Origin of the sequence: Streptomyces sp. NPDC007929 (assembly GCF_042959065.1) — a bacterium.
GTDB lineage: Bacteria > Actinomycetota > Actinomycetes > Streptomycetales > Streptomycetaceae > Streptomyces.
This window is the reverse complement of sequence record NZ_JBIBKD010000013.1, coordinates 140,938-165,432: the sequence shown is the minus strand read 5'-3', so window position 1 is coordinate 165,432 and position 24,495 is coordinate 140,938. Positions and strand designations below refer to the sequence as shown.

General features: G+C 71.8%; 20 protein-coding genes. 7 read left to right on the top strand and 13 right to left on the bottom strand.

All coding sequences use genetic code 11. From position 1 onward, the window contains the following. Nucleotides 1-8: 8 nt before the first annotated feature. The 5 genes from ACFZDE_RS34470 to ACFZDE_RS34450 form a co-directional block, all read right to left on the bottom strand. Nucleotides 9-908 carry an amidohydrolase family protein gene (locus tag ACFZDE_RS34470; protein WP_391206989.1) on the bottom strand — a complete coding sequence of 300 codons (900 nt, stop codon included), beginning with the start codon at nt 906-908 and terminating at the stop codon, nt 9-11. Next, nucleotides 901-2,226, bottom strand: coding sequence for an enolase C-terminal domain-like protein (locus tag ACFZDE_RS34465; RefSeq protein ID WP_391206986.1), 1,326 nt, complete (start codon nt 2,224-2,226; stop codon nt 901-903). Before ACFZDE_RS34465 ends, ACFZDE_RS34470 begins: the two co-directional genes overlap by 8 nt. Before the next feature lie 88 nt (nt 2,227-2,314). Then, nucleotides 2,315-3,355: an ABC transporter permease gene (locus ACFZDE_RS34460; RefSeq protein WP_391005300.1), complete on the bottom strand. Its 1,041-nt coding sequence runs from the start codon at nt 3,353-3,355 to the stop codon at nt 2,315-2,317. Beyond that, nucleotides 3,348-4,913 carry an ATP-binding cassette domain-containing protein gene (locus ACFZDE_RS34455; RefSeq protein ID WP_391206982.1) on the bottom strand — a complete coding sequence of 522 codons (1,566 nt, stop codon included), beginning with the start codon at nt 4,911-4,913 and terminating at the stop codon, nt 3,348-3,350. The genes ACFZDE_RS34460 and ACFZDE_RS34455 overlap by 8 nt, the downstream gene beginning before the upstream one ends. Before the next feature lie 45 nt (nt 4,914-4,958). Then, complete coding sequence (locus tag ACFZDE_RS34450; RefSeq protein ID WP_391005296.1) at nt 4,959-6,035, bottom strand: substrate-binding domain-containing protein; 1,077 nt, start codon at nt 6,033-6,035, stop codon at nt 4,959-4,961. 744 nt (nt 6,036-6,779) lie between these two features. Here ACFZDE_RS34450 and ACFZDE_RS34445 point away from each other — a divergent pair. The 5 genes from ACFZDE_RS34445 to ACFZDE_RS34425 all read left to right on the top strand — a co-directional run bounded on the left by ACFZDE_RS34445 (nt 6,780) and on the right by ACFZDE_RS34425 (nt 10,980). Further along, the gene (locus tag ACFZDE_RS34445) at nt 6,780-8,045 is read left to right on the top strand and encodes an RICIN domain-containing protein (protein ID WP_391206979.1); all 1,266 of its coding nucleotides are present in this window, start codon (nt 6,780-6,782) and stop codon (nt 8,043-8,045) included. 106 nt (nt 8,046-8,151) lie between these two features. Further along, a complete protein-coding gene (locus tag ACFZDE_RS34440; protein WP_391005290.1) occupies nt 8,152-8,628 on the top strand; it encodes a phenolic acid decarboxylase in 477 nt (158 codons plus the stop codon). A 240-nt stretch (nt 8,629-8,868) separates the two neighbouring features. Next, nucleotides 8,869-9,366: a SigE family RNA polymerase sigma factor gene (locus ACFZDE_RS34435; protein ID WP_391005288.1), complete on the top strand. Its 498-nt coding sequence runs from the start codon at nt 8,869-8,871 to the stop codon at nt 9,364-9,366. Further along, nucleotides 9,359-9,742, top strand: a complete 384-nt coding sequence (locus ACFZDE_RS34430) for a hypothetical protein (RefSeq protein WP_391206976.1) — start codon at nt 9,359-9,361, stop codon at nt 9,740-9,742. Before ACFZDE_RS34435 ends, ACFZDE_RS34430 begins: the two co-directional genes overlap by 8 nt. An 8-nt stretch (nt 9,743-9,750) precedes the next feature. After that, complete coding sequence (locus tag ACFZDE_RS34425) at nt 9,751-10,980, top strand: mannosyltransferase family protein (protein WP_391005284.1); 1,230 nt, start codon at nt 9,751-9,753, stop codon at nt 10,978-10,980. Between the two features lie 62 nt (nt 10,981-11,042). Here the strand turns inward: ACFZDE_RS34425 and ACFZDE_RS34420 are convergent, their stop codons facing one another. Next, a complete protein-coding gene (locus ACFZDE_RS34420; protein WP_391206973.1) occupies nt 11,043-13,280 on the bottom strand; it encodes a sulfatase-like hydrolase/transferase in 2,238 nt (745 codons plus the stop codon). A gap of 291 nt (nt 13,281-13,571) precedes the next feature. Continuing rightward, on the bottom strand, nt 13,572-16,466 hold the full coding sequence (locus ACFZDE_RS34415; protein WP_391206971.1) for an AAA family ATPase: 2,895 nt from the start codon (nt 16,464-16,466) through the stop codon (nt 13,572-13,574). A 242-nt stretch (nt 16,467-16,708) separates the two neighbouring features. On the opposite strand from ACFZDE_RS34415, the gene ACFZDE_RS34410 reads away from it, so the two are divergent. After that, complete coding sequence (locus ACFZDE_RS34410; RefSeq protein ID WP_391206967.1) at nt 16,709-17,635, top strand: helix-turn-helix domain-containing protein; 927 nt, start codon at nt 16,709-16,711, stop codon at nt 17,633-17,635. Between the two features lie 29 nt (nt 17,636-17,664). Here ACFZDE_RS34410 and ACFZDE_RS34405 read toward each other — a convergent pair whose 3' ends face one another. Both ACFZDE_RS34405 and ACFZDE_RS34400 read right to left on the bottom strand, forming a co-directional pair. Further along, nucleotides 17,665-18,060, bottom strand: coding sequence for a PAAR domain-containing protein (locus tag ACFZDE_RS34405; protein ID WP_391005275.1), 396 nt, complete (start codon nt 18,058-18,060; stop codon nt 17,665-17,667). Nucleotides 18,061-18,108: 48 nt separating this feature from the next. Beyond that, on the bottom strand, nt 18,109-19,464 hold the full coding sequence (locus ACFZDE_RS34400) for a hypothetical protein (protein ID WP_391206956.1): 1,356 nt from the start codon (nt 19,462-19,464) through the stop codon (nt 18,109-18,111). Between the two features lie 332 nt (nt 19,465-19,796). Between ACFZDE_RS34400 and ACFZDE_RS34395 the strand changes: the two genes are divergently transcribed. Further along, on the top strand, nt 19,797-20,780 hold the full coding sequence (locus tag ACFZDE_RS34395; protein ID WP_391206953.1) for a lytic transglycosylase domain-containing protein: 984 nt from the start codon (nt 19,797-19,799) through the stop codon (nt 20,778-20,780). Nucleotides 20,781-20,802: 22 nt separating this feature from the next. Here the strand turns inward: ACFZDE_RS34395 and ACFZDE_RS34390 are convergent, their stop codons facing one another. Genes ACFZDE_RS34390 through ACFZDE_RS34375 form a run of 4 tightly spaced genes read right to left on the bottom strand, consistent with a single transcriptional unit; the run spans nt 20,803 to nt 24,432 of the window. Continuing rightward, nucleotides 20,803-21,630 carry an ATP-binding cassette domain-containing protein gene (locus ACFZDE_RS34390; RefSeq protein ID WP_391005269.1) on the bottom strand — a complete coding sequence of 276 codons (828 nt, stop codon included), beginning with the start codon at nt 21,628-21,630 and terminating at the stop codon, nt 20,803-20,805. Beyond that, a complete protein-coding gene (locus ACFZDE_RS34385; RefSeq protein ID WP_391206949.1) occupies nt 21,627-22,622 on the bottom strand; it encodes an oligopeptide/dipeptide ABC transporter ATP-binding protein in 996 nt (331 codons plus the stop codon). The genes ACFZDE_RS34390 and ACFZDE_RS34385 overlap by 4 nt, the downstream gene beginning before the upstream one ends. Beyond that, the gene (locus tag ACFZDE_RS34380) at nt 22,619-23,539 is read right to left on the bottom strand and encodes an ABC transporter permease subunit (protein ID WP_391005265.1); all 921 of its coding nucleotides are present in this window, start codon (nt 23,537-23,539) and stop codon (nt 22,619-22,621) included. The genes ACFZDE_RS34385 and ACFZDE_RS34380 overlap by 4 nt, the downstream gene beginning before the upstream one ends. Next, nucleotides 23,524-24,432 carry an ABC transporter permease subunit gene (locus ACFZDE_RS34375; RefSeq protein ID WP_391005263.1) on the bottom strand — a complete coding sequence of 303 codons (909 nt, stop codon included), beginning with the start codon at nt 24,430-24,432 and terminating at the stop codon, nt 23,524-23,526. Before ACFZDE_RS34375 ends, ACFZDE_RS34380 begins: the two co-directional genes overlap by 16 nt. Nucleotides 24,433-24,495: the final 63 nt, after the last annotated feature.

Below are 24,495 nucleotides of genomic sequence, written 5' to 3'. Positions count from 1 at the left end.
GGGCCGGCTCAGGGCTCGGCGTCTTCACCTCCTCCCCGGGGCGCCGGCCGGTAGAAGCCGGTCGCGGTGCCGGCGAGGATCGCCGAGGTCTCCGCGGCGGAACAGCCTTCGAGGAGTTCCTCCACGGTGGCGGCCCACCGGTTCCAGCCGCCCGCGAGCACGCAGACGGGCCAGTCCGAGCCGAACATCAGCCGGTCGGGGCCGAAGGCGTCCAGCAGCACGTCCCACACCGGGCGGATGTCGTCGACGGTCCAGTTGTCGTGGTCGGCCTCGGTGACCAGGCCGGACACCTTGCACATCACCTGGGGATGCTCGGCGAGCCGCCGTATCCCACGGGCCCAGGCGGTCAGCGTGCCCGAGGCCAGGGGCGGCTTGCCCGCGTGGTCGAGGACCAGCGGCAGCTGCGGCAGGCGCTGCGCCAGCCGGACGGCCTGGGTGAACTGGTGGCTGCGGATGAGCAGGTCGTAGGCGAGCCCGCGGTCACCGAGTGCCGCCAGTCCCCGTTCCACCGCCGGGCGTTGCAGCCACGCGGGGTCGGCCTCGTCCTGGACGAGGTGCCGCAGGGACCGCAGGAACCGGCCCCCGGGCGCCTCCACCAGTGCGTCGAGTCTGTCCTCGATCGCCGGGCAGGCGAGGTCCGCCCAGCCGACGACGGCGCCGATCAGGGGGTTTTCGGCGGCCAGGGCGAGGAGGTCACGGGTCTCCTCCTCGGACGCCACGCACTGGACGGCCACCGTGCTCGTCAGCCGCCGGCCGGCGAGGGTGCGCCTCGCGGCGGCCCGCAGGTCGTGCACGCCGAAGTCGCGCCGGATCCGCTCGTGCCCGGGCGCGTCCAGCCAGGGCTGCGGGCGCCGGCCGAGATCCCACAGGTGGTGGTGGGCGTCGACCAGCGGCCCCGTGTCAGGCACGGCCGGACCAGACGGGGCCGTCGGGGTACCGGTAGGTGTCGAGCGACTCCTGGTGCATCTGCGCGCCCAGCCCCGGCAGGGCGGGGGCGAGGTAGTGGCCCTCGGCGATGCGCACCGGCTCGACGAAGTGCTCGTGGAGGTGGTCGACGTACTCGATGACGCGGTCCTCGACCGTGCCGGACACGGCGACGTAGTCGAACAGGGAGAGGTGCTGCACCATCTCGCACAGGCCCACCCCACCGGCGTGCGGGCAGACCGGCACCCCGAACTTCGCGGCGAGCAGCAGGATCGCGATGTTCTCGTTGATGCCGCCCACGCGGGCGGAGTCGATCTGCACGATGTCCACCGCACCGGCCTGCAACAGCTGCTTGAAGACGACCCGGTTGGCGACGTGCTCACCGGTGGCGACCTTGATGGGGGCCACGGCCCGGCGGACGGCGGCGTGGCCGAGGATGTCGTCGGGCGAGGTGGGTTCCTCGATCCAGTAGGGGTCGTAGGGGGCCAGCGCCCGCATCCAGTCGATGGCGGGCTGGACGTCCCATCTCTGGTTGGCGTCGACGGCGATGCGCACCTCGTCGCCGACCGCCTCGCGGGCGGTGCGCATCCGGCGCACGTCGTCCTCCAGGGACGCGCCGACCTTCAGCTTGATGAGGGTGAAGCCGTCGGCGACCGCCTCGCGGGCCAGGCGTGCCAGCTTCTCGTCCGAGTAGCCGAGCCAGCCGGGTGTGGTGGTGTAGGCGGGGTAACCCCGTTCCAGGAGGCGGGCGATGCGTTCCTCGCGGCCGGGTTCGGCCTGCCGCAGGATCTCCAGGGCCTCCTTCTCGGTGAGGGCGTCGCTCAGCCAGCGGAAGTCGACCTGGGCGACCAGGTCCTCGGGCGGCATCTCGCCGAGGAAGCGCCAGACGGGCTTGCCCGCGCGCTTGGCCGCGAGGTCCCAGGCGGCGTTCACGACGGCGCCGGTGGCCATGTGGATGACGCCCTTCTCGGGCCCCAGCCAGCGCAGTTGCGCGTCATGGACCAGGGAACGGGAGAAGCCTCCCAGGTCGTCGCAGATCTCGTCGACGGTGCGGCCGACCACGTAGGGGGCCAGGGCCGCGATGGCGGCGGCCTGGACATCGTTGCCGCGGCCGGTGGTGAAGGCCAGGGCGTGGCCCTCCAGGCCGTCACCGGCGTCGGTGCGCAGGACGGCGTAGGCGGCCGAGTAGTCGGGTTCGGGATTCATCGCGTCCGACCCGTCCAGGTGCTCGGACGTGGGGAACCGTACGTCCACGACGTGCAGCGCGGTGATGCGGGCCGGCGGGGGTGAGGCGGAGGACATGGTGACTCCTGGGGCGGGCAGGGGCTGTGCCCCTGCGACGGGAAGGGGAGCGAAGGGCGGGGTCGGGCGAAACGTTTCTCCGCCCGGTTCAGTCCTGGACCTTGCCGCCGGTGATGCGCGAGATGGCCAGGGCGACCAGGATGATCAGGCCGTTGAGCGCGCCGATCCACTGCGCCGGGACACCGGCGAGGGTGAGCACGTTCTGGATCATGAAGAGCAGCAGGATTCCGCAGAAGGCGCCGAACATGGTGCCCTTGCCGCCGTTGAGGCTGATCCCGCCGATGACGGCGGCGGCGAAGACGGTGAAGATGTAACCGTCACCCTGCGCCGAGGCCACGGAGGCGAGTCGCCCGGACAGCAGGAGCCCGGCCAGGGCGGCCAGCACGCTGCCGGTGACGATGACGATCCACAGCACCCGGTCGGTGCGGATGCCGGCGGCCTTCGCGGCGTCGACATTGCCGCCGATCGCGTACAGCGAGCGTCCGAAGCTGGTCCAGCCGAGGACGACGATGGCGACGGCGAAGAGGATGAGGCAGAGCCAGATGGAGGCGGGTACACCGAACCACTGGGTGGTGCCCAGGTAGAGCATCGACTTCGGCAGCTGGAAGAACGTCTGGCCGCCGGAGATTCCGGTGAGGACGCCGCGCAGGACGATCAGCATGCCGAGGGTGACGATGAAGCCGTTCAGCCCGAAGCGGATGATCAGCAGGCCGTTGATCACGCCGATGACGGCGCCGACGGCGAGGGTGAGGGGGATGGACCAGCCTCCGGGGAGCAGTCCGAGTCCGTGTCCGCCCGTGGACACCACCAGCCAGGCCGCGATGCCCGGGGCGAGACCCATGGTCGACTCGAGTGAGAGGTCCATCTTCTTGACGATGAGGACCATCGTCTGGGCCAGGACGAGCAGGGCTATCTCGGACATGGTCTGCAGGACGTTGATGAGGTTGTCCGACTGCAGGAACACCGGGTTGATGAACTGGCCGACGACCGCGATGGCCACGATCGCGGGGACGAGCGCGAGATCGCGCAACCGGGCCAGCGGCACCCGGCCGCCGAGCAGCGCGCGCCGCCCGCCGGGGCCGGGCGCGGTGTCCTTCGAGGGCGCCTCGGTGAGGACGTTTTCAGGCATCGAGGTCCACTCCTTCCATGGCGGCGACCAGTTCGTGGTCGTTCCAGCCGCGGGTGATTTCGGCGGTCACACGGCCCTGGAACATCACCAGGACCCGGTCGCACATGCGCAGGTCGTCGAGTTCGTCGGAAGCGATGAGCACCCCCGTGCCGGAGCCGGCGGTCTCCTCGACCTTGCCGAGGAGGAACTCCTTGGAGCGCACGTCCACGCCTGCGGTCGGGCTGATCAGGATCAGGAGCCGGGGGTCGTCGGCCAGGGCACGGGCCATGACGACCTTCTGCTGGTTGCCTCCGGACAGGGCGGAGACGGGCAGTTCGGGGCCCGGGGTCTTGATCGCCAGATACTCGATCATGCCCTCGGCCAGCCGGTCGCGGCGCGAGCGGCTGAGGAGCCCGTGGCGGCCCAGGCGCCGGGGCACGGACAGGGTGGCGTTGTCGGCGATCGACATGTCCGGCACCAGGCCCTGGTAGTGACGGTCCTGCGGGACGAAGCCGGCACCGGCGGCGAGGGCCGCGGGTACGCTGCCCGGCCGGGGGCGGTGCCCGGCGATCTGGATGCCGCCCGCCTGGGGGGACCTGAGTCCCACGACGGTTTCGGCGACTTCCGTGCGCCCGCTGCCGGCGGCTCCCGCCAGCCCGACGATCTCCCCGGCCCCCACCTGGAGGGTGATGTCGTCGAAGGCGTCGCCGCTCAGGTCCCGCACGTTCAGCGCGGGGGTGGCCTTCGCGTCGAGGGTGCTGGCCCGCTGTTCCCGCTGTGCGGCGGCCGCCTCGCCGGTCATGGCGGCCACCAGGTCGGGGCGTGAGACCTCGGCGACCGGAGCGGTGAGGATGTGGCCGGCGTCCCTGAACACCGTCACCATGTCGCAGATCTCGTAGATCTCCTGGAGATGGTGGCTGATGAACAGGAAGGTCACGCCTTGCTGCTGGAGGTCGCGGATGCGGTCGAAGAGCCGGTTGATCGCCGCCGCGTCGAGCTGGGCGGTCGGCTCGTCGAGGATGATGAACCGGGCGCCGAACGACAGGGCGCGGGCGATCTCCACGAACTGCCGCTGCTCGACGTCCAGGTCCCCGGCGGGGGTCTGCGGGTCGACGTCCACCGACCAGGTCGTCAGCACCTCCTGCGCCCGCCTGCGTACGCTGGGCCAGCTGATCAGGCGGCCGGGGCCGTGGTCGTGCCGGTTGAGAAAGAGGTTCTCGGCGACGGTCAGGGTGGGGATGATCGTCGACTTCTGGTAGACGCACGCCACTTTGCGGCGCCAGGCGTCGCGGTCCGCGAGCCGGGGCGCGGGGCTGCCGTCGAAGGTCACCGTCCCCTCGTCCGGTGCCTGGAGGCCGGTGAGGAGGGACACCAGGGTCGATTTGCCGGCTCCGTTGCGGCCGACGAGGGCATGTGTCTCGCCGGGCCTCACCGTGATCCGGGCTTTGTTCAGGGCCACCGTGGGCCCGAACCGCTTGACTATGCCCGTCGCTTCGGCGACCGGCCGGGTCCGATCCTCTCGGATCCGGCCGTCGTCCGGGGCGGGCGCTGGGGTGGCTGCTCGCTCCCCGTCACTCATCTACATCACCTTGTCCGTGCAGCTGTCGGTGTGCCGTCGGCCGCGTCAGCCCTTGTCGTTGCCCCACAGGGACGTGTCGTCGCTCTTGACGCTGGGCACGCCGTCGTAGGTCTCGCCGTCGGCGGTGACCAGGGGAGCCGCGAGCTGGTCCTCCAGCAGGCCCTCGCGCACCTGCACGATGGTGCTGTCGTGGTCGGTCTTGCCGGGCTTGAACTTCTTTCCTTCGAGCGCGGCCTTCAGGTAGTACAGGGCGTACTTGGCGTAGAGGTCGGCCGGCTGGGAGACGGTGGCGTCGATCTTGCCCTCGGCGATCAGCTTGAGCTCCTCGGGGATGCCGTCGTTGGAGACCACGAAGACGTGCTTCTCGTTCTCGGGTCCGACCAGCAGGCCCCGCTGCTTGAGGACCTGGAGGGTCCCCGCCAGGGCGAAGCTGGACTGCATGTAGACGCCCTTGATGTCGGGGTGGGCGGTCAGCCTGGTCTGGAGCTTCTGCGCGGCGACGGCGCCGTCCCAGTTGGTGGCTTCGCCGAACACGCGGATCTTCGGGTAGTTGGCCTTCATGCACTCGTTGAAGGCTTCGGTGCGGTCACGGCCGTTGATGGAGTTCAGGTCGCCCTGCAGCATCACGACCTTGCCCTTGCCGCCGAGTTTCGTCCCGAGGTACCTGCAGGACTTCTCCCCGTAGGCCCGGTTGTCGGCGCGTACCACCATGGCGACCTTGCCGCTGTCGGGGCGGGTGTCGACCGTGACGACGGGGATGCCCTTCGCCTCCATCTGAGCCAGGGTCGGGGCGATGGCGGCGGTGTCCTGCGGGGCCATGGCCAGGCCCTTGACGCCCTGGCTGACCAGCGTCTGGATGTTGGAGGTCAGCTTGGCGACGTCGTTCTGGGAGTTGGTGGTCTTCAGCTTCAGGCCGAGCTCCTTGGCCTGGAGCGGGGTGTACTTGATGTAGGAGTTCCAGAAGTCGGTGTCCGAGCGCGGGTAGTCGACGCCCACGAGTGGGTCGCCGGAGGCGGCCTTACCGGATCCGCCGGACCCGCCGGACCCACCGCCGCAGGCGGCGAGCAGCGCCAGAGCCGATACGGCGGAGGCGATCGAACAGGCAACGCTCTTGAGTCTCATGGGTACTCCTGGCACTGGTTCGGTGACTGGGGTGCTCGATGTGGCGGCAACCCGCAGCCGCCCTCCTCGAAGACATGGGATGTATGTATAGGTGGCTCGCGAGATGGCCGTCCAGATATCGCAAGAGCGCAGCAAGATCCCATGTGATCGATCCCGTCACGGCGCGACGGGTCTTCGAGGGGGCTCTTTCATCCCATTAATCCGGGGCGCGAGTGAGTGGACCACGCCATCGTCCGGAGGCGCTCCCTCACGGCCGTCCCTTGCATTGACGACCGTACCTTCCACATGAGGCACCGATCGTTCGGCCGATATGCCCTTGGGATCATGGCATCCAAGGTGGGCGCTGCGGGGAGTGACGAGCGCAAACGCGTCCGGGAGACGGCTGGGGACGCCGTCGTGCGGGCGGGCCGCGCGGGTGCCGCACTGCGCAAACCGGGCGGGATCGAGCCCCAGGGGGAGGGTGGATCGCTCATCCGCCGTGCGCGGTGGGGCACCGGCCCGGCACCGAAGCGGTGCTGTGGCCTGCTCCAGGCCGAGCCATCTGACGAGCAGCCGGCAGCCACCGCAACTGGGCACACCGGGTGAGCAGTTGTAGGGGGATCGAGCGGCACAGTGCTGTCCCCGGCAAGAGGCCTGACGGCTAGAAGTACCTGTTCAGGGACGGGGTGGGGGGCGGCAGGGACGGATCGTCTGCCGAAGCGGCCGTTGACGACGGTGTCAGTGGTGGCGGGTTACATGGGCGGCATGGACGAGACAGAGCTCAGCGACGGGATCAGTGTTCACAGGGCCGCGGCCAGGCTGCCGGACGTACCGGTGTTGCAGGAGCGGGCGAGGGCGCTGGCCGTGATCTCGGCGATCAGCGCTGAGGCGCCGCCGGGCGCCTCCGACTGCGGTTATACGTACCGTCCTTCACGCTGTCCCAGTGCGGACGGCTGGCTGCTTCATGTGCCGAATGAGGGCGAGCGGACGGTGAGCGTTCATTTTCACGGCGACGTCGGCACCGTTGTCTTCTTGTGGGACACCGATGCCGACTTCCATCCCGGACGGCTCAGCCCGGAATTGCCCGAGGTATGGGAAGAAATCATCGCGCAGGTTCCCGAATCTCTGCGTCACTGTCTCTGGCACGGCGACAATGAACCCGAAGACCATTCGTACTGTGATGAAATGCCCCTCGTCACAGCGGTTATGTGGCGGCTTCCGGGAGACGTGGAGTGGAGGACGGCCGAGTTCAGCCCCGCCGACGAAGAAGGGCACTTGGTTACGGATTGCGCGGATGAGGTATTGGCCGATCTCATCGCACCAGGGCCAGGGACGATCATGCTGGCGGAGGGGCTGGGTGTGGAACAGGCCTCATCAGCGCGAACGGCGGCGATTCAGCACATCCTGGCTGGGCAGCCTCTCACCGAGGAGGTCGTCCGCTCTCTGAACCCTGAGCGGTCCTTGGCCGACGTCGCCGACGCGGTCGCGGCCATCGGCTGGCATAGCACCGGCCCCGACACCGCACCGCCGGTGAGCCGGACGGCAGGAGAAGGCGCCGCTCTCGTCGTAGCGGACTTCCCCGAACCCTGGACGCTGGGGCATTTCCTTCTGGAACCGGACGGAGAAGGGTACCACCGTATTCTGGTTCACCATTCGAGCATGGCGCTCGAGGCCGGCGGAACAGCTGCCGGAGCCGCCGTGGTACAGAGCGGATGGCACGAGGGTGACAGCCAGAAGTGGCTGCTTCAGAAATTCCAGGACGGTGAGTTCCGGGACTGTGCCCAGGTGTCAGGATTCGCCCCTGACGAGACGGATCCGGGGTCAGAAGACGGTGCCGAATACCGGATCATCGCCAAGCAGTCAGGGCTCGCTCTTCAAGCCGGCACCAGTCCAGGTGAACAGCCCGTCGTACTGGCCCGGCCCCACGACGGGGACGAGCAGATATTCTGTCGTTCCAGCTTGTACGGCTACGGATATTGGGCTTTCCTCACCGTCCGGGGAACCGAGCGCTACGCCATGATCAAGTATTGATCACGTCCCTCTGAACAGGGCCGCTCTCCAGCGCGCGGCACGGACGCCGGGGGGACACAATGACGGGACGGCAACGCTGATTCCGGCCGGCACCGAGGAGCCAGTCATGACGGTCCCCGACGACTTCGTACCGGCGCAGGACCTGTCCGGGATCGTGGGCCACCGCCTGAAGTACACCTACGCCAACGGGTGGCGGTACGAGATGTACCTGAAGAACGCCGTCACCCTCGACTACCGGGTGCACAGCGGGATGGTGGCCGGACGGTGGGTGAAGGACCAGGAGATCGACCTGGTGCGGCTGGCCGACGGCGTCTACAAGGTGTCATGGCACGAGCCGACGGGCACGTCGGTGGTGGTCAACCTGCTGCCGGAGGCGCGCCTGGCGCACGGCACGATCTTCTTCCCGCGCTGGATCCAGCTCGACGGCACCCGGACCGCCCTGTTCCAGAACGAGCACCTGGAGGAGATGCGCGCCCTCCGGGACACCGGTCCGACCTATCCCGTCCAGGTCCTCGCGAACTTCGCGAAGATCATGTCGATCGAGTACGTCGGCGAGGACAACGAGGAGGTCATCGCCGTCTGACGGGCAGGCTCGGCTCATGGCGGATGACGTCGTGGGAAGCCGTACTAGGACTTCTCCCTGACGGTGTGCGGCTGCTTCGGGGTGAGCATGGGTGGGCCGGGGCCGTGGGTTGCCGGGGGCTGGGCCGAGGTGCTCCCGATGAGACTGTGACGACCGTCACTGGGAAACCCTGCTCCGGGTGTCGACCGAACGACCCCTCCCCGGCGTATGCGCCATGAAGCTGAAATCGGGGAGTGCCCATTGACCGTCGAGGAGTTCGAGTCGTTCTACGTACAGACGGTCGCGCGGCTCACCGGGCAGCTGTACGTGATGCTCGGCGATCTTCAAGAAGCGCAGGACGTCGTGCAGGAGGCGTTCGTCAAGGGATGGAGCCGGCGCCTCCAGCTCGACCGGGACGGGCAGCCCGAGGCGTGGATCCGCACCGTCGCCTGGCGGCTGGCCGTGAGCCGGTGGCGTTTTCGCCGCCGGTCCTCGGACGCGTGGCGCAGCAGTACGCCCCCGTCCCATGTGGAAGGGCCTGGTCCTGAGCAGATCGTGCTGGTCGAGGCGCTGCGCGAACTGCCCGCCCAGCAGCGGCGTTCGCTGACCCTGCACTACCTGTGCGACCTCACCGTCGAGCAGATCGCCCGGGAGACGGGCATGTCCGCCAGCACGGTGAAGACGCATCTGAGCCGCGGCCGTATCGCCCTGGCCCATCGGCTTCAGGACCCGCGCTTTGAGGAGGCCCCCGATGCCTGAGTCTCACGACCCGCTGCGCTCACTGTTCGAGCAGGCCGCGGAGGCCGGACGCCGGCGGGCGGTCATCGCGCCGGTGTCGGAGATCAACGCGCGCGGGCTGCGGACCCGGCGACGCCATGTCCTGATGGCCGTGGCCGGTCTGACCCTGGCCGGTGCGGGCGCGGCCACCGCGGTGATGCTGCCCCGGGATCCGGCTCCCGCCGTCCCGGCCACTCCACCCTCCTTCCACCAGCCCTCCGAGCCGCCGACGACCACGTCCACGTCCTCCGCCACCACGACCTGGCCGCCGCCGGACGAGCACACCACGTTCCCGCCGCCGACCACCACGCTGCCCGGCGGTGCGACGACGACACATCAGCGTTCCGGGCAGCCGTGAGGAGCCCGGTGCCCGTCCTGCAGCGAAGACGAGCGGAGCCGGAGTCTCCGGCCCGGCCCCGCCCCGGGTCCGGCCGGCGCAAGAGGCCCTGGTGGGAGTCGTGGGCCGGGCGGCTGCGGCCCATGGACCGTCAGGTGCTGTGGCTGTACCTGCTGACGCGGATCGGTGTGTGGGTCACGGCCTGCTCCACACGCTGGTTGTTCCCCTCCGACGAGGACACCCGCGACCCCGGGCCGCTCCTCGCGCCGTTCGAGCAGTGGGACTGGCATCACTACGCGCGCATAGCCCAGGACGGCTACTTCCCCGGCCTTGACGGGCCCTGGCAGAAGGACTGGGACAACCGTGAGGCCTTCTTCCCCGGCTTTCCGCTGCTGCTGCGCGGGGTCCACCTGGTCGTTGCGCACTGGACGTCGGCCGGTCTGCTGATCTCTCTGGTCGCGGGTGCCGTGGCCGTCGTGTCCCTGGCCCGGATCGCGCAGAGGTCTCTGCCCGGCCAGGACGCCGGCCGCCGTACCGTCATGCTTCTGCTGCTCTCGCCGTGTGCGATCTTCCTGGCCGTCGGCTACACCGAGGCGGTGTTCCTGGCTCTCGCCCTGCCGGCCTGGCTCGCCGCCGAGCGCCGCAACTGGGCCCTCGCCGCGCTCCTGACCACCCTGGCCACCTCCGTACGCATCAGCGGGCTGTTCCTCGCCGCCGCGATCGCCGTGCAGTTCCTGCTGACCGCACGGCGGCGCGGGGACTGGGCGTCGGCGCCCTGGCTGGTGCTGCCCGCCCTGCCGGTCCTCGTCTTCAGCTGGTTCCTCGAAGCGCACACGGGCGACTGGATGGCCTGGCAGAAGGCCCAGGCGCGGGGCTGGTACCGCGACTTCCACACCCCCTGGGACGCGTGGGGCAACACCTGGAACGGGGCCTTCGACCACACCTACGGCACCGGATACGCCTTCATGCTCCAGGCGGAACTCGTCGCGATGCTGGTGGGCCTGTTCCTGGTGGGGCTGCTGATCCGGCGGCGCCGCTGGGCGGAAGCGGTGTACGTCGGCCTGAGCCTGTGGGCGCTGGGCACCTCCTACTGGTACATGTCCGTCCCCAGGGCCACGCTGCTGTGGTGGCCCTTGTGGATCGCCGTGGCCGCCGCGAGTCTGCGCCGTCCGCAGATCTGCACCCTGTGCCTGTGCGTCGTGGCTCCGCTGAGCACCGTCTTCGCCGTCACGTTCTTCTCCGGGAGGTGGGCCGGCTGACCGTCGGACCGCACCGGGCGGTGAAGGGCGCCCGCGCGCCGGGGCGCGGGCGCCTTCAGCTGTCAGACGGTGACCTTGGCGTCCGCCCATGAGGTGTGGTCGTAGGAGCCGTTGCTGTTGGCGTCCTCCACGAGCAGCCGCAGGGCGTGTACGCCGGTGACGTCCACGTCGACCTGCTTCGGGCCGCTCGCGGGGTTCAGCGGGCGGCTGTCGAAGAGGGGCACGCCGTCCCCGAAGACCCGGGCGCGGACCCCGCCGGCGCCGGAGACGCGGACCGAGAAGTCGTCCAGGCCGACCAGGGCGGTGAACCGGTCGGCCACACCGCCCAGATGGAAGATGATCTCGGACCTGGCGTGCACGCCGAGACCCTTGGCGTAGGTCTTGCCGGCCAGGCTGATGGGGGGTCCGTCGCCCGCGGCCTGCTTGCCGTTGGACATGTCCCGCTCCGCCGGGCCCCACGCGTTGACCATCCACGCCCAGTCCAGATCACTCAGGTACGCCGTCGCCGTGGGCGGGGCGGGCAGGGACGCGACCGTGGTGAGCACCCTGTCGCCGGTGAACGTCAGGGAGTTGGCGTCGAGCGTCGCCGTGGCCTTCGCGCGCAGCCGGAACCGCGCGCCCTTGGCGGCCCCGGCGGGCGCCGTCACCTTCCAGGTCGTCGTACGGGACTGCCCCGCGGCCACGGACTGCGCCGTCGGCTCCGTGACCGCCTGGGCCGTCCAGCCGTCGGGGACGGTGAGCGACATCGCGGTGCTGGTCCAGGCGGTGTCCGAGGTGTTGGCGAGCGTGGTGGTGACGGTGAAGGCCTGCCCGGGAACGGCGATGGTGGTCCCGCCGATCGTCACCCCGTAGGGCGTGCGCTCGGCGTGCGCCCGCTGGGAGGTGCGCATCAGCGCCGTCAGTTCGGTGAGGGCCGCCTGGTGCTCCGGCCGGGCGGCGAGGTCCGTCGCCTCCGACGGGTCCGCCGCGAGGTTGTACAGCTGCACCACCCACTGGCTGTCCGGGGCCTTCGGATCGCGCGCGGGGGCGAAGCGGACGGCTTTCAGATCGCCCTTGCGCACGGCCTCCGCCCATCTGTTGCCCCGGCCGCCGTCCGCCTGGTTGGACTTGGTGCCCTGGTAGGGGTCGTTGCGCAGCCAGAACAGATGCGGGTGCGGGGCGGCGGTGCCGGCGGCGAGCAGGGGGGCGATCGACATGCCGTCGATGTCGCCGGGCGCGGGAGCCGCGGCCAGTTCGGCGAAGGTGGGCAGCAGGTCGAGCTGCGGGGTGGGGCGGTGGGTGGTGCCCGGCACGATCGTGCCGGGCTGCGAGACGATCAGCGGGATGCGGATGCCGCCCTCGTACAGATTGCGCTTGTAGCCGCGCAGGGGGCCGTTCGCGTCGTACTTGTCCGGGTCGACCGCCGGACTGCCCTCCTCGTGCGGGCCGTTGTCGCTGGTGAACACGATCAGGGTGTCCTCGCGGATGCCGCGCTGGGCGAGCCGGTCGACGACCGCGCCGACGACGGTGTCGAGGCGGGCCACCTGTGAGGCGTGCGCCTTCTCCGGGGCACCCCACCCTTCCTTCGTGTAGCCGACCATGTCCTCGGCGGGGACGACGTTGGGGAAGTGCGGGAGGGTCGGTGCGAGGAACAGCAGGAACGGATCCGGCCCGGCGGCGTGTGTGTCGATGAAGTCCAGGGCCCGCTCTTCGAAGAGGTCGGCCGCGAACGCGCCCTGCGCGGTGCCCGCGTTCTGCGGAAGGGGGGACTTCTCGCCGTTGTGCCAGAGGTAGTCCGGGTAGTAGTCGTGGGCGTGCCCGTGGTCGATGTAGCCGTAGAACTCCTCGAAGCCGCGGGCCTGGGGATGGCTGGGCTGGTCGGCGAGTTCCGGTCCGAAGCCCCACTTGCCGATGCACGCGGTGCGGTAGCCGCGCGAGCGCAGGACCTCGGCGAACGTGGTGTCGCCGGCGCGCAGGCTCCCCTGGCCCGGGTCGCCCGGAAAGGGGTTCTGCCGCACGGCCGAGTGACCGGTGTGCAGGCTCGTCAGGAGGGAGCAGCGCGAGGGTGCGCACACCGGGGAGGACGAGTAGGCCTCGGTGAAGCGCAGGCCCTCGGCGGCGAGCGCGTCGATCCTCGGTGTGCGGATGGTCTGCTGGCCGTAGCAGCCGAGCTCGCCGTAACCGAGGTCGTCGGCGAGGATCAGCACGATGTTGGGGGCCCGGCCGGCGGCGTGGGGCGCTGCCACGGCCGGTGTCCGCGGCAGCGCCGCGAGGGAGAGGGCCGCGGCGGATCCGGCCAGGAACTGGCGGCGGTTGGGCATGACGCCTCCGAACTACGTGGTGTCGCGGTGGACTTGGGGATGGCCTGCGGACCGGGACGACGAGCCGCTCACGCACTCGCCTTCTCACTCGCCTTCTCACTTGCGTACGCACTTGCTTACGCACTTGCTTACGCACTTGCTTACGCACTTGCTTACGCACTGCGTGAGAATCTTTTTCTCTGAGTAAGCCATTTGGCAAGTGTCGTGCTAACTATTTTCACCGCACGGGGTTCCAGGGCGATCGGTGAAGGGGTGCGAGGGACCGTAGGGAGCGGAGAGACCGGAAGTGGGTCAGGTGCTGAGGGCGTTGTGCTGCTGCACCAGGTTGCGCAGTTCCCGGCGGCCCGCCAGGGAGAACTTCTGGTAGATGTGGCTCAGGTGGTACTCGACCGTTTTGCTGCTGACGAACAGCCTCGCGGCGATCTCCCTGTTGGTCAGCCCCCGCCCGATGAGCTGGGAGATGTCGCGCTCGCGGTCGGTCAGTTCGGCGAGCGGGAGCCTGGCAGCCGCCGGGCCGGGCGAGGGGGGCCGGTGGGTGACGTCGTCCGGGAAGCGGGTGCAAAACGGCTCCGCCCCCAGGGCCGTCAGCAGCTCGCGGGCCTCGGTGAAGGACGCGGCCGCACGCAGCCGGTCCCCCGCCGCGGCCAGCAGCCGGCCGTGGCTGTGCGCGAGCATCGCCCGGTGCAGGGGCGGATCGTCGGCGCCGACCGGACCCTCGAGGCCTTCGGTGTACAGGTCCCGGGCCCGCTTGGTGTCGCCGCGTTCCTGGGCGAGAAGCCCGGAGAGCCAGGCCACGGCGAGCCGCAGTGAGGGGGCCTGGTCGCTCAGCGCCACCAGGTCGGCGAGGGCCGGACCGGCGGCGTCCAGGTCGCCGGTGCCGATGAGCGCCTCCACGTGCAGGGGGCGCCACCAGGTCTGGAACGCCAGCGGTCCCGAGTCGGGACGGGCGTCCAGAACGGCGCGCAGGGCGGTCAGCACGGCGCGATGGTCGCCCCGGGCCTGCGCCAGGACGGCCTCCGCGAGAGCGACGTGGTGCGCTCCGTAGACCGGCATGGTCCGCGTCCACTGCTGCGACTGCTGGGCGAACCGGCGGGCCCGCTGCCACTGGCCGCGCCCCGCGGGCACGAAGGAGGCCACACAGTAGGCGTAGGAGAACGCCCAGGGTTTGTTCTCGGCGTCCGCGATGGCGAGGGCGAGATCGGCGTTGATGACGGCCTCGTCCCAGTCGCCGAGGAAGTACTGCGCGGCCGCGAGGTTGGCGTAGGTGAACTCCGCCGTCGCCGCGCAGCCCTGGGCGCGGGCCATGTCCAGAGCGGCGGTGAGCTCGTGCCGGGCGTCGGCGAGGTCACCGGCCCACATCTGGAGCATGCCCCGGTAGGCACGCTCGATGGTCCGGTCCGCGGCGGAGTGGGCGCCGGTGGTGCGGGAGAGGGCGTCGTACTCGGACAGGGCGGCGCGGGCCCCGGCGGCGTAACTGCGGGCCAGGCCCCAGCTGCCGAGGACCCAGGGCGCGAGCTGCGGTTCGAGGGGGTCGGTCGCCAGCACGTCGCGCAGCAGGGGCTCCGCCTGTGCGGCGCTGCCGTCCAGGACGCGGTTGATGCCCAGCCAGGTGCCGGCCATGGCCGTCACGAACGCGGCGTCGGGGCCGTCCGGGCCGGTGTGCAGCGCCTCGATGAGCAGGCCGGCCGCTTCGGGGGCCCGGCGGGTCGTGGCGTAGCCGCCCAATACCAGGCTGCGCAGGGGGCCGGGCTCGGCGGTCTCGATCCGGCTCAGCAGGGGCTCGACGCGGGTGTACTGCTGCGCCCACAGCAGCCGGGCGGCGGCGACGAGCAGCAGACGGTCCCGCTCGGCGCGGGTGGCGGCCACTTCCGACGCCCACAGCAGCAGGGTCGCGGCCCTGTCGTCCTCGCCGCCGGTGCGGCTGTCGGTCGCGGCCCGCTCCAGTTCGCGGGCGAGTGTCGCGTCGCTGCCGTGGGTGGCCGCGACCCGGTGCGACCAGCTGGCGGGGCGGTCCACGAGGGCGGCGGCGGCCGCGTGCAGCTCCCGCAGCCGGCGGGGTGCGACGGCGTCCAGAATCGCGTCGCGTTGCAGCGCGTGATCGATCGCGACCGGGGTCGTGGGACGGCTGGGCCACCAGCGCACCATGCCGTTCGCCAGCAGGGGTTCGAGCGCGGAGTCGGGCTCGGGGACGGAGGCGACCTGGGCGGCGGTGGCCAGGGGGGCCGGGCCGCCGAGCACGGCGATGCCCTCGACCAGGCCGCGCGCCGGGCCGGGCAGGGCGTCCAGCTGGCGGCGCAGGGCCTGCGCGAGGGAGGTGGGCACCGGCAGGGAGGCCTCCTGGCGGGACACCCGCTCCAGCGGTACCTCCGCGAGCAGCGTCTGGAGGTACAGGGCATGCCCCGCGGTGTGCTCCCGCAGCCGTTCGACGGTCGCGGTGCCGACGGCGCGGCCGTACACCCGCGCGGCCAGTTCGGCCACGTCGGTGGTGTCCAGTCCGGTCAGGGTCAGGTCGTAGCTGTGCGGCATGCCGGCGATCAGGTGGGGCAGGTCCAGCCCGCCGGCCCGGCCGGGTTCGGTGCTGCTGCGGGCGATCAGCACGGTCATGACGGCGTCGGCCTCCAGACGGCGCAGGACGAAGCCGAGTGCCTGGGCGGAGGGGCGGTCGGCCCACTGGACGTCGTCGACGACGATGAGCACCGGGCCGTCGCTCTGCAACTCGCCGATCAGTTCCAGCAGTTCGGCACCCACGTGGAAGGGCTCGGCGGTCGGGGTGACGCCGGTGAGCAGTGCGAAGCGGCCGAGGAGGGGGGCCGGGACGCGGGAGGTGAGCTGCCGGATCATGCCGTAGGCCAGGTCCTCCTCCGCCGGGTCGCAGGCGGCGCGCAGGACGGGGTGCCGCTGCGGGGTGAGGCGCGCGAGCCAGTGGCGTACGAGGGCGGTCTTGCCGATGCCGGCCGGGCCCTGGACGAGCACGCTGGAGGCCTTGCCGGACCAGGCCTGGCGCAGGCATTGGGACATGTGTTCCAGCTCGGTGGCGCGTCCCACGAAGGTGACGTCCCCGTGCGCATCGGCCACGCCACGCCGCTCCCGCCCGCCGGAGGCACCCGGTCCGGCGTCCGCCGGGCCCGGCGTATCGGAGGCGCCGGGGGTGTGTGGGTCCGGGGCGCCGGGGGGCTGCGGCGTCACGGCGGAACCTCCCTTGTCGTCCCGGGGCCGGGTGGGCCGCCGTGCGCCGGGTGACGCACGCAGTGGCCGGTGCCGGTCACGGCCGGGGCCGGGTGGGGCCCCGTCTTCGTTCCCTGGCGGAAAATGTTAGTCACTCCCGGGGCACATCGCGCCCAGCCGCCGGACCCCCTCACTGCTACCCACGGTAACTGGCAGTTCCTGCCAGTGCGTCGCCGTCCGGCGTGACCAGCATGGAGAGAACCATGCTGAATCGTTCTGTCACACCCGTGCTCACCCCACGGTCCCCCGTTCCCGCGACGCCCTCCCCTCCCGGCCCGCCGGATCCGGACGAGGACACCCTGCGCACCTGGCTGGGCGGTGTCGGCGCACAGCGGGTCGTCTCCCGGCCCGGGCCGCTGCACGGACTGCACGATCTCGCCGCCGGCTGGAGCCTGGAGTACCCCACCGGGCTGCCCGACCACCTCGTCCAGTTCGTCGCCGCGGGGGCCTGCACCGTGTCGGCGCACGGGGAGCACCGGCCGCTCACCGCGGGCAGCGTGCTGTGGATCCGCCCCGGCACGCCCTTCGTGCTGCGCGGCGCCGGACTCCGGCCCACCACCGTCCACCGCTTCCGCCTGACCGGCGACCCGGCCACCGACGCCCCGCTCGGCCCCGCCCTGTGTCTGGAGGACGCCTGGGACCTGCGGGCCGGGTTCGACGCGCTGACGGCGGAGCTGCCGTCCACGCAGCCCTACCGGGACGAACTCGTACGCGGTCTGCTGCTCGTGCTGTTCTCCGCGCTGTTCCGGCGGGCGAGCTGGCGGCCGGACGGTGTGCTGCTCAGCGCCTCGGCGCGGTACGCCGTCGAGGACTACGTGGACAGCACCCTCGCCCAGCGGCCCCGGGTCTCCGATCTGGCGCGGATCGCCGGGCTGTCCCCCGACTACTTCTCGCGGGTCTTCCGCCGCACCTTCGGCATGCCGCCCCGGGAGTGGATCGTCGCCCGGCGCGTCCAGCGGGCCGCCGTGCTGCTCCAGCGGCACGACCGGTCGGTCGCGCAGGTGGCCGCGGAGCTGGGATACACCGACTCCTTCCTGTTCAGCAGGCAGTTCAAGGCCGTCACGGGGCTCGCGCCGCTGAACTACCGCAGCCGGACGGGGCGTTCGGACGCCCGCGCGGTCGGCGGATGAGGAAATTGGCCGGCTGACCGGGAACACCGTCAGCCGATCAGGACCGTGGCGGAGGCGACCACGCGCGAGGTGTGCTGGAGCGCGGGATCGTTGCAGGTCGTGGCGGGGTCCTGGGCGCGGGCCGCCGGCCGGCCGCCGATGAACACCGTGGCGCTGCCGCGCGAGACCGTGCCCCTGTTGTCGGGCGGGGTACGGAAGACCCCCGCCGGCGGTACGTGCGGCGGGGAGTTGAGCGCGACACTGCCCTCGGTCGCGGCCGGCCTGCCCGCGATCAGCACGCTGGGACAGCAGCCCTGCACCAGGGGGCCGGTGAACGGCAGCGCCACGGGGGTGGGGACCGGGCCTCCGGCCGAGGGCACCATCACGATGTGCGTGTCCGTGCCGACGATGCGGTCGCCGAAGGCCGCCGCGGGTGATCCGGGCATGTCGTCCTCGTTCCTCTCTTCTCGACCGGCCTGCCGGGCGCGGCCGTGTCATGACGTGGTGACCAGGCGGCCGGAGAAGTAGGCGGCCGGGGTGCAGCTCTTCGCGCCGGCGGGCTCGACGAGCGTGCCGGGCGTGCGGCAGCTGACGGCGAGGACGACCTCCTCGCCGGGTCCGAAGCGGATGGGCTCGTCGTAGTGCTCCTCCTCGTTGCTGAAGGTGTCGAGGGCGAGCCGGCGCAGCACCGTGTCCCCGCGCTGGAGCCTGATGACGCCCTTGTCCGCGGCGACGTTCTCGAAGACGACGTCGCTGACGAAGAGCGTGGCGTCCTCGGGCACGGTGTAGCGGGCCCGGGTGTCGAACGCGGCCGAGGGCGTCACGTCCGCCTCGATGCGCTGGTCGAAGGCCCGGCCGTCCCTGCCGTCCGGGCCCTCCCGGTCCGCGCCGTCGCCCGCGCCGGAGGGCTGCCCGGCCCCGCCCTGGCCGCCGCTGCCGACGGGCGGGGGCGGCGCGGGGGGCGGGTCCGCTCCCCCGGGCGACGGCGACGGCCCCGAGGGGGACGGCCCCGGGCTGGTGCCGTTCGAGGGCGACGGGGACCCCGAGGCACCGTCAGCCGGGTCGGCCACCGGGGGCAGTTGCTTGCGGGCCTCGGACTCGACACTGGGTTTGAGGACGAACAGCCACAGCGCGATCAGGGCCAGCACGGCGGCTGTCACCGCCATCACGAACTTCACCACCGCGTCGGAGAGCAGGGGCGCCTGGACGACCGCGGCGTCCGCGGTCCGCTCCTGCACCGCGTCATCGCCGTGGTGCACCACCAGCACCTGGAACGGCAGCGCCAGATCGGCCCCCCGCCACCGCCGGGTCAGGGGCGTGGCCTTGACCGGGACGAGCGCGCCCTTGCCGTGGGCGACCTCCGTCTCGGGGTAGACGAAGGTGAAGCGCAGGGCCGAATCCCGGTCGGAGGCATACATCCGCACCCGCAGCGGGGCGTTGCCCCGGTTGTCGACGACCGCGTGGAAGCGCGCCCCGAACCGGGCCCTCCTGGTCGTGGGGGTCAGGCGCACGTCGAAGTCGGTGAAGGCACCGACGCTCACGCTGGTCTCCTCGACCACCGAGCCCTCGATGTCCTCGTGCGACATCACCCGCAGCGCGAACGGCACCTTCCCGGCCGGGAGATCGGCCGACCGGGGCGGAGTGAACACCAGCTCCACACCGACGGACTGGTCGGGGAAGACGTTGACCTCCGACGGTTCGACGCGGATCCAGTCCTTGGCGTCGCCGACGATGTCCAGCTCGAACCGGTCCACCACGGAACCGGAGTTGCAGATCTGCGCCGCCCGCCGGGTCTCCTCTCCGGGAACGGCCGACTCGTCGTCGTCCAGCAGCAATACGATGGCGCCCACCCGGTCAGCTTTCACTGCCCCGGCGTGAGGGACGTAGCGACGGCGGGGCGTCGATAAGGGCCCGGTGATCTGCACGAAGGGGCCGGACCGCCGGTCACGGCCGGTGTCCCGCGCCCATGACGGCCCGGGCGGCGGACACCGGCCTTGCCGCTGCCCGTTCGGGCACCGGGCCCTGCCCCGTCGCCCTCCCCGCCGGGTCACGCACGGGCCACCGCGGATTGCGAGCATGACGAGGCAGGGTGCGCCGCGGCACGGGCCGCGGGCACCGGGCCGGGAGCCGGCCGTCGCCGACGGACGCGCCGCCCGGCGGTCGACCGCGGGGGACATGACGGATGGCGGAGGCGATTCAGCGCGCCACACAGGGCTTCGCCGCGGTCGCGGTGGCGGCCACGCTGGTGACGGTCGGCGCGACGGTGTACGAGCGCCGCGCCCCGGACCCGCCGGTCGACACCACGGGCAGCGGTGTCCAGTCCCTGCCCCGGCCCTTCGACACGGCCGCGCCTCCCGCGCCGGGGCCCTCCCCCGCCCCCTCGCCCGCCCCTTCCCCTTCCGCGGATTCCTCCCGCACGGTGACCGCCACGGGCGCCGTCCTGCCCACCACCGTCTACCGGGCCTATGCGGAGGCCGAGAGCCGCGTCGGCCGGTCCCAGCCGTCGTGCCGGCTGCGGTGGCAGGTGCTGGCCGGCATCGGCCAGGTCGAGTCCGGCCAGGCGCGCGGCGGCGCGCTCACCGCGGGCGGTGACACCGTCGAGCCCGTCCTCGGGCCCGTCCTCGACGGCGACGGGGTCGGCGCGGTCGAGGACACCGACGACGGGCGGCTGGACGGGGACACCCGGTGGGACCGGGCGGTCGGGCCCATGCAGTTCATCCCCGGCACCTGGGCGGTGTGGGGCACGGACGGCAACGACGACGGGACGGCGAACCCGCACAACATGTACGACGCGGCGCTGAGCGCCGGGCGCTATCTGTGCGCCGCGAGCCCGGACCTGTCCGACCGGCGGCAGCTGCGCACGGCGATCCTCACCTACAACAGGTCGGGCCGTTATGCCGACACCGTGCTGGCCTGGATCGACCACTTCTCCGGCACGCCCGCGCCCGAGACCGTCCCCGGGCCGAGCGGCAGCCGCTCCGGCGGCCCCTCGCCGTCGGCCTCGGACACCGGGCCGTCGCCGTCGCCCTCACCCAGCGGCTCCGGCGAGGTGTCTCCCGCGGCGAGCCGGTCGTCCTCCGTCCCTCCCCCGGACGGGCCCGATCCCTCCGGCACCTCCTCGCCCCCGCCCAGCGGGACGGGAGAGGCCGGTGAGGAGGAGCGGTGAGGGAAGAAGGGCGGGTGCCGGGTCAGCCGGCCTCCTCCGCGGCCGCGACCTGACAGCCGCTCAGCGCCCTGCCGACGCGCCGGGTGCGCGGGGAGTCCGACAGCACCGCGCCCAGCAGCTTCTGGGTGTAGGGGTGCTGGGCGTCGTCGATGACCGTCAGGGCGGGTCCGTGTTCCACGACCGAGCCCCGGTAGAGGACGTGGACCTCGTCACTGATGCGCCGGACCACGTCGAGGTCGTGGGTGATGAAGAGGTAGGCCAGCCCGTGCTCCTGTTGCAGGCGCAGCAGCAGGTTGAGGATCTGCGCCTGTACGGAGACGTCCAGCGCCGAGGTCGGTTCGTCGCAGACCAGCAGGTCGGGGCCGGTGGCCAGGGCGCGGGCGATGCAGACGCGCTGGCGCTGGCCGCCGGAGAGCTTGTGCGGGTAGGAGTCCGGGTCGACGGAGCCCATGCCGACGGACTCCAGCAGTTCGCGCACCCGCTGTCTGCCGTTCTTGCCGTACATGCCGTGGGCGCGCAGCGGTTCGGCCACGACGTCGCCGAGGGTGAAGCGCGGGTCGATGGACTCGTAGGGGTCCTGGAAGACCATGCCGACGCTGCGGCGGAACTCCCGCCGGGCCTTGCGGCCCCGCACGGGCGCGCCGCGGTAGTGCACCCGGCCGGAGTCGACGGACTCCAGTCCCACGATGACCCGGGCCAGGGTGGACTTGCCCGAGCCGGACTCGCCGACCAGGCTCGCGGTGGTGCCCGGACTCAGGTCGAGGCTGACGTCGTCGAGGGCGGTGAAGGAACCGAACTTCTTGGTGACGCCCCGCACGCTGAGCAGCGGCGGCTGTTCCCCGGTCGTCATGAGGGAAGCTCCAGATGGTGACAGGCCGCCTGGCGGTCCGCGCCGAGCAGGCGGGGTTCGGGCAGGACGGTCCGGCAGCGGTCGCCGTCCGCCTTGGGGCAGCGGGGATGGAAGGGGCAGCCGCCGGGAACTCCCCCGGTCGGCGGTGAGCCGGTGATGGTGGTGAAGATCTGCTTGGGCCGCGCGGTGCGCCCCTCCTGGAAGCAGCGCAGCAGGGCCTGGGTGTACGGGTGGCGGGCGTCCTCGAACAGCGAGACCACATCGCCCTGTTCGACGATCCGCCCGCCGTACATCACGGCGACGTGATCGGCGATCTCGGCGACCACGGACATGTCGTGGGTGATCCACAGGACGGTCAGTCCGCACTGCTGCTGGAGGCGGCCCACCAGGGCGAGGATCTCCGCCTGGACGGTGACGTCGAGGGCGGTGGTCGGCTCGTCGGCGATGAGCAGCCGGGGGCGGAAGGCCAGCGCGATGGCGATGACGGTCCGCTGGCGCATGCCGCCCGACAGTTCGTGCGGGTAGCAGCGCGCGACGCGCGCGGGGTCGGGGATGCCGACGTCGGCGAGGTTGCGCACGGCGAGTTCGGCGGCCTCGCGGCGGCCGGCGCCGTGCCGGACCCGGTGCACCTCGGCGATCTGCGCGCCCACGCGCACCACGGGGTTGAGGGCGACGGACGCGTCCTGGGCGAGGTAGGCCGCCACACTCCCCCGGGCCTCGCGCAGCGACCGGCCGCGCAGCGCGGCGAGGTCGGTGTCGCCGACGTGCACCGATCCGGCGGTGATGCGCGCGTCCTGCGGGAGCAGCCGGCTCGCCGCGAGGGCGAGCGTGGACTTGCCCGAGCCGGACTCGCCGACCAGGGCGGTGGTGGTGCCGGCGGGGATGTTCAGATGCGCGTCGCGCAGCGCGGGGGTGGTGCCGTAGGCGACGGTGAGCCCGTCGATGCGCACATCGTCGCCCAGCGCGACCGGGGCGGAGTCCAGTACGGTCACAGCGCCTCCGTCTTGACGCGCGGGTCGATGAACATGCGGGTGATGTCGGCGGTCAGGTTGCCGAGGACGACGATGACGGCGACCACGACCACCGTGCCGGTGAGCAGCGGACGGTCCAGGTTGGCGAACGCCTCGGTCTGCAGCAGGCCGACGCCCGGCCAGGCGAAGATCTTCTCGACGAAGACGACGCTGGAGAAGAAGATCGCCACGTCCATGCCGAGCATGGTCACCACCGGGGAGGCGGTGTTGCGGGTGACGTGCCGCAGCAGGATCCGCCGCCGGCGCAGCCCCTTGCCGACCGCGGTGCGCACGTAGGGCGAGGCGAGCGTGTCGCGCATGCTGTCGCGTACGACGTTGGCGTAGAAGGGGGCGCCCAGGACGCCGAGGGTGATGGCGGGCAGCACGATCTTGGCCAGGCCGGTGCCGCCGTCGATGGGGAACAGCGGGATCTCGTAGGCGAACAGCAGCAGCAGGGCGAAGCCGAGGGAGAACGCGGGCACGGACAGCAGGCCGACGTGGAAGGTGGCCAGCAGCCAGCTGCGCTTGGGCCGCAGCGCCTCCCAGGTGCCCCACAGGGTGCCGAGGACGAGTTCGATGGCCAGCGCGGCGGCGGCCAGCATGGCGGTCGCGGGGATGCGGTCGAGGATCAGGGACAGCACGGGGGCGTCCTTGGCGTACGAGGTGCCGAGGTCGCCGGTGGCCGCCCCGGCCAGGTAGTGACCCAGCTGGCTGAGCAGCGGGTCGTTCAGGTGCAGCTGCTCCCGGATCTGTGCCAGCACCTCGGCGCTCGCCTTGGGACCGGCGATGGAGCGGGCCGGGTCGCCGGGCAGCACGTACTGGAGCACGAAGGTCAGCAGCAGCACCGCGAAGACGGTGAGCAGACCCAGGAGGATGCGGATGCCTATGCGTCGAGCCATGAGTGTCTCTTCGAGAGAGGGTTGCGCCGGTTGAGCCCTTCGGCGATGAGTACGAAGGCCAGGACCGTCGCGATGACGAGGACGAGTGGGACGACCAGGGTGTGCGGGGCGTACATCATGCTGTTGGAGCCGTCGGCGAGGAGGTTGCCGAGCTCGGGGGTGGGCGGCTGGATGCCGGCGCCGAGGAAGGACAGTCCGGCGCCGACGACCACGACGGAGGCGCCGTTGAGGGCGGCGACGTTCAGCAGGATCGTCGACAGGTGGGGCAGGACGTGCCGGCGCAGCACGGTCCGCGGCGGTACGCCGTGCGCGAGGGCGGCCTCGACGTAGCCGCGCGAGCGCAGCCGGGTCACCTCGCCGTGCACGAGACGGGCCGTCCAGGCCCAGTACAGGGCGGTGATGACGACGATGGCGCCGGTGCGGCCGCGTCCCACGATGCTCGCGAGCGCGAGGCCGGACAGCACGGTGGGCACGGACAGGAAGACGTCGACGAGCCGCATCAGCACCTGGTCGATCCAGCCCCGGTAGAAGCCGGCGACCAGGCCGACGACGGTGCCGAGGCCCACGGAGGCCAGGTTGGCGAGGGCGGCGATGATCAGGGTGGAGCGCAGCCCGTAGGCGGCCCGGGCGAGCATGTCCCGGCCGATGGCGTCCGTCCCGAGCAGGTGCCCGGCCGTCCCCAGTCCGCCGGGCAGTCCCTGCTGGGTCAGCGACGAGGTGTGGATGCGGTAGGGCGAGCCGGTCAGCGGCGCGAGGAGGGCGAGCAGGGCCAGGGCCGACAGCAGCAGCACACCGGTGAGCCACAGCCGGCGGCCGGCGGGGGCCGTCGCGGTACCGACCGCCTCGGGGGCGGCCTTGGCGGCGACGGGCGAGGTGACAGTCAGGCCGCTCATCGCCACTCCGTACGCAGAGGTCCGGCGCCGGGGCGGACCGGGCCGCCCGGCACACGGCCGTCG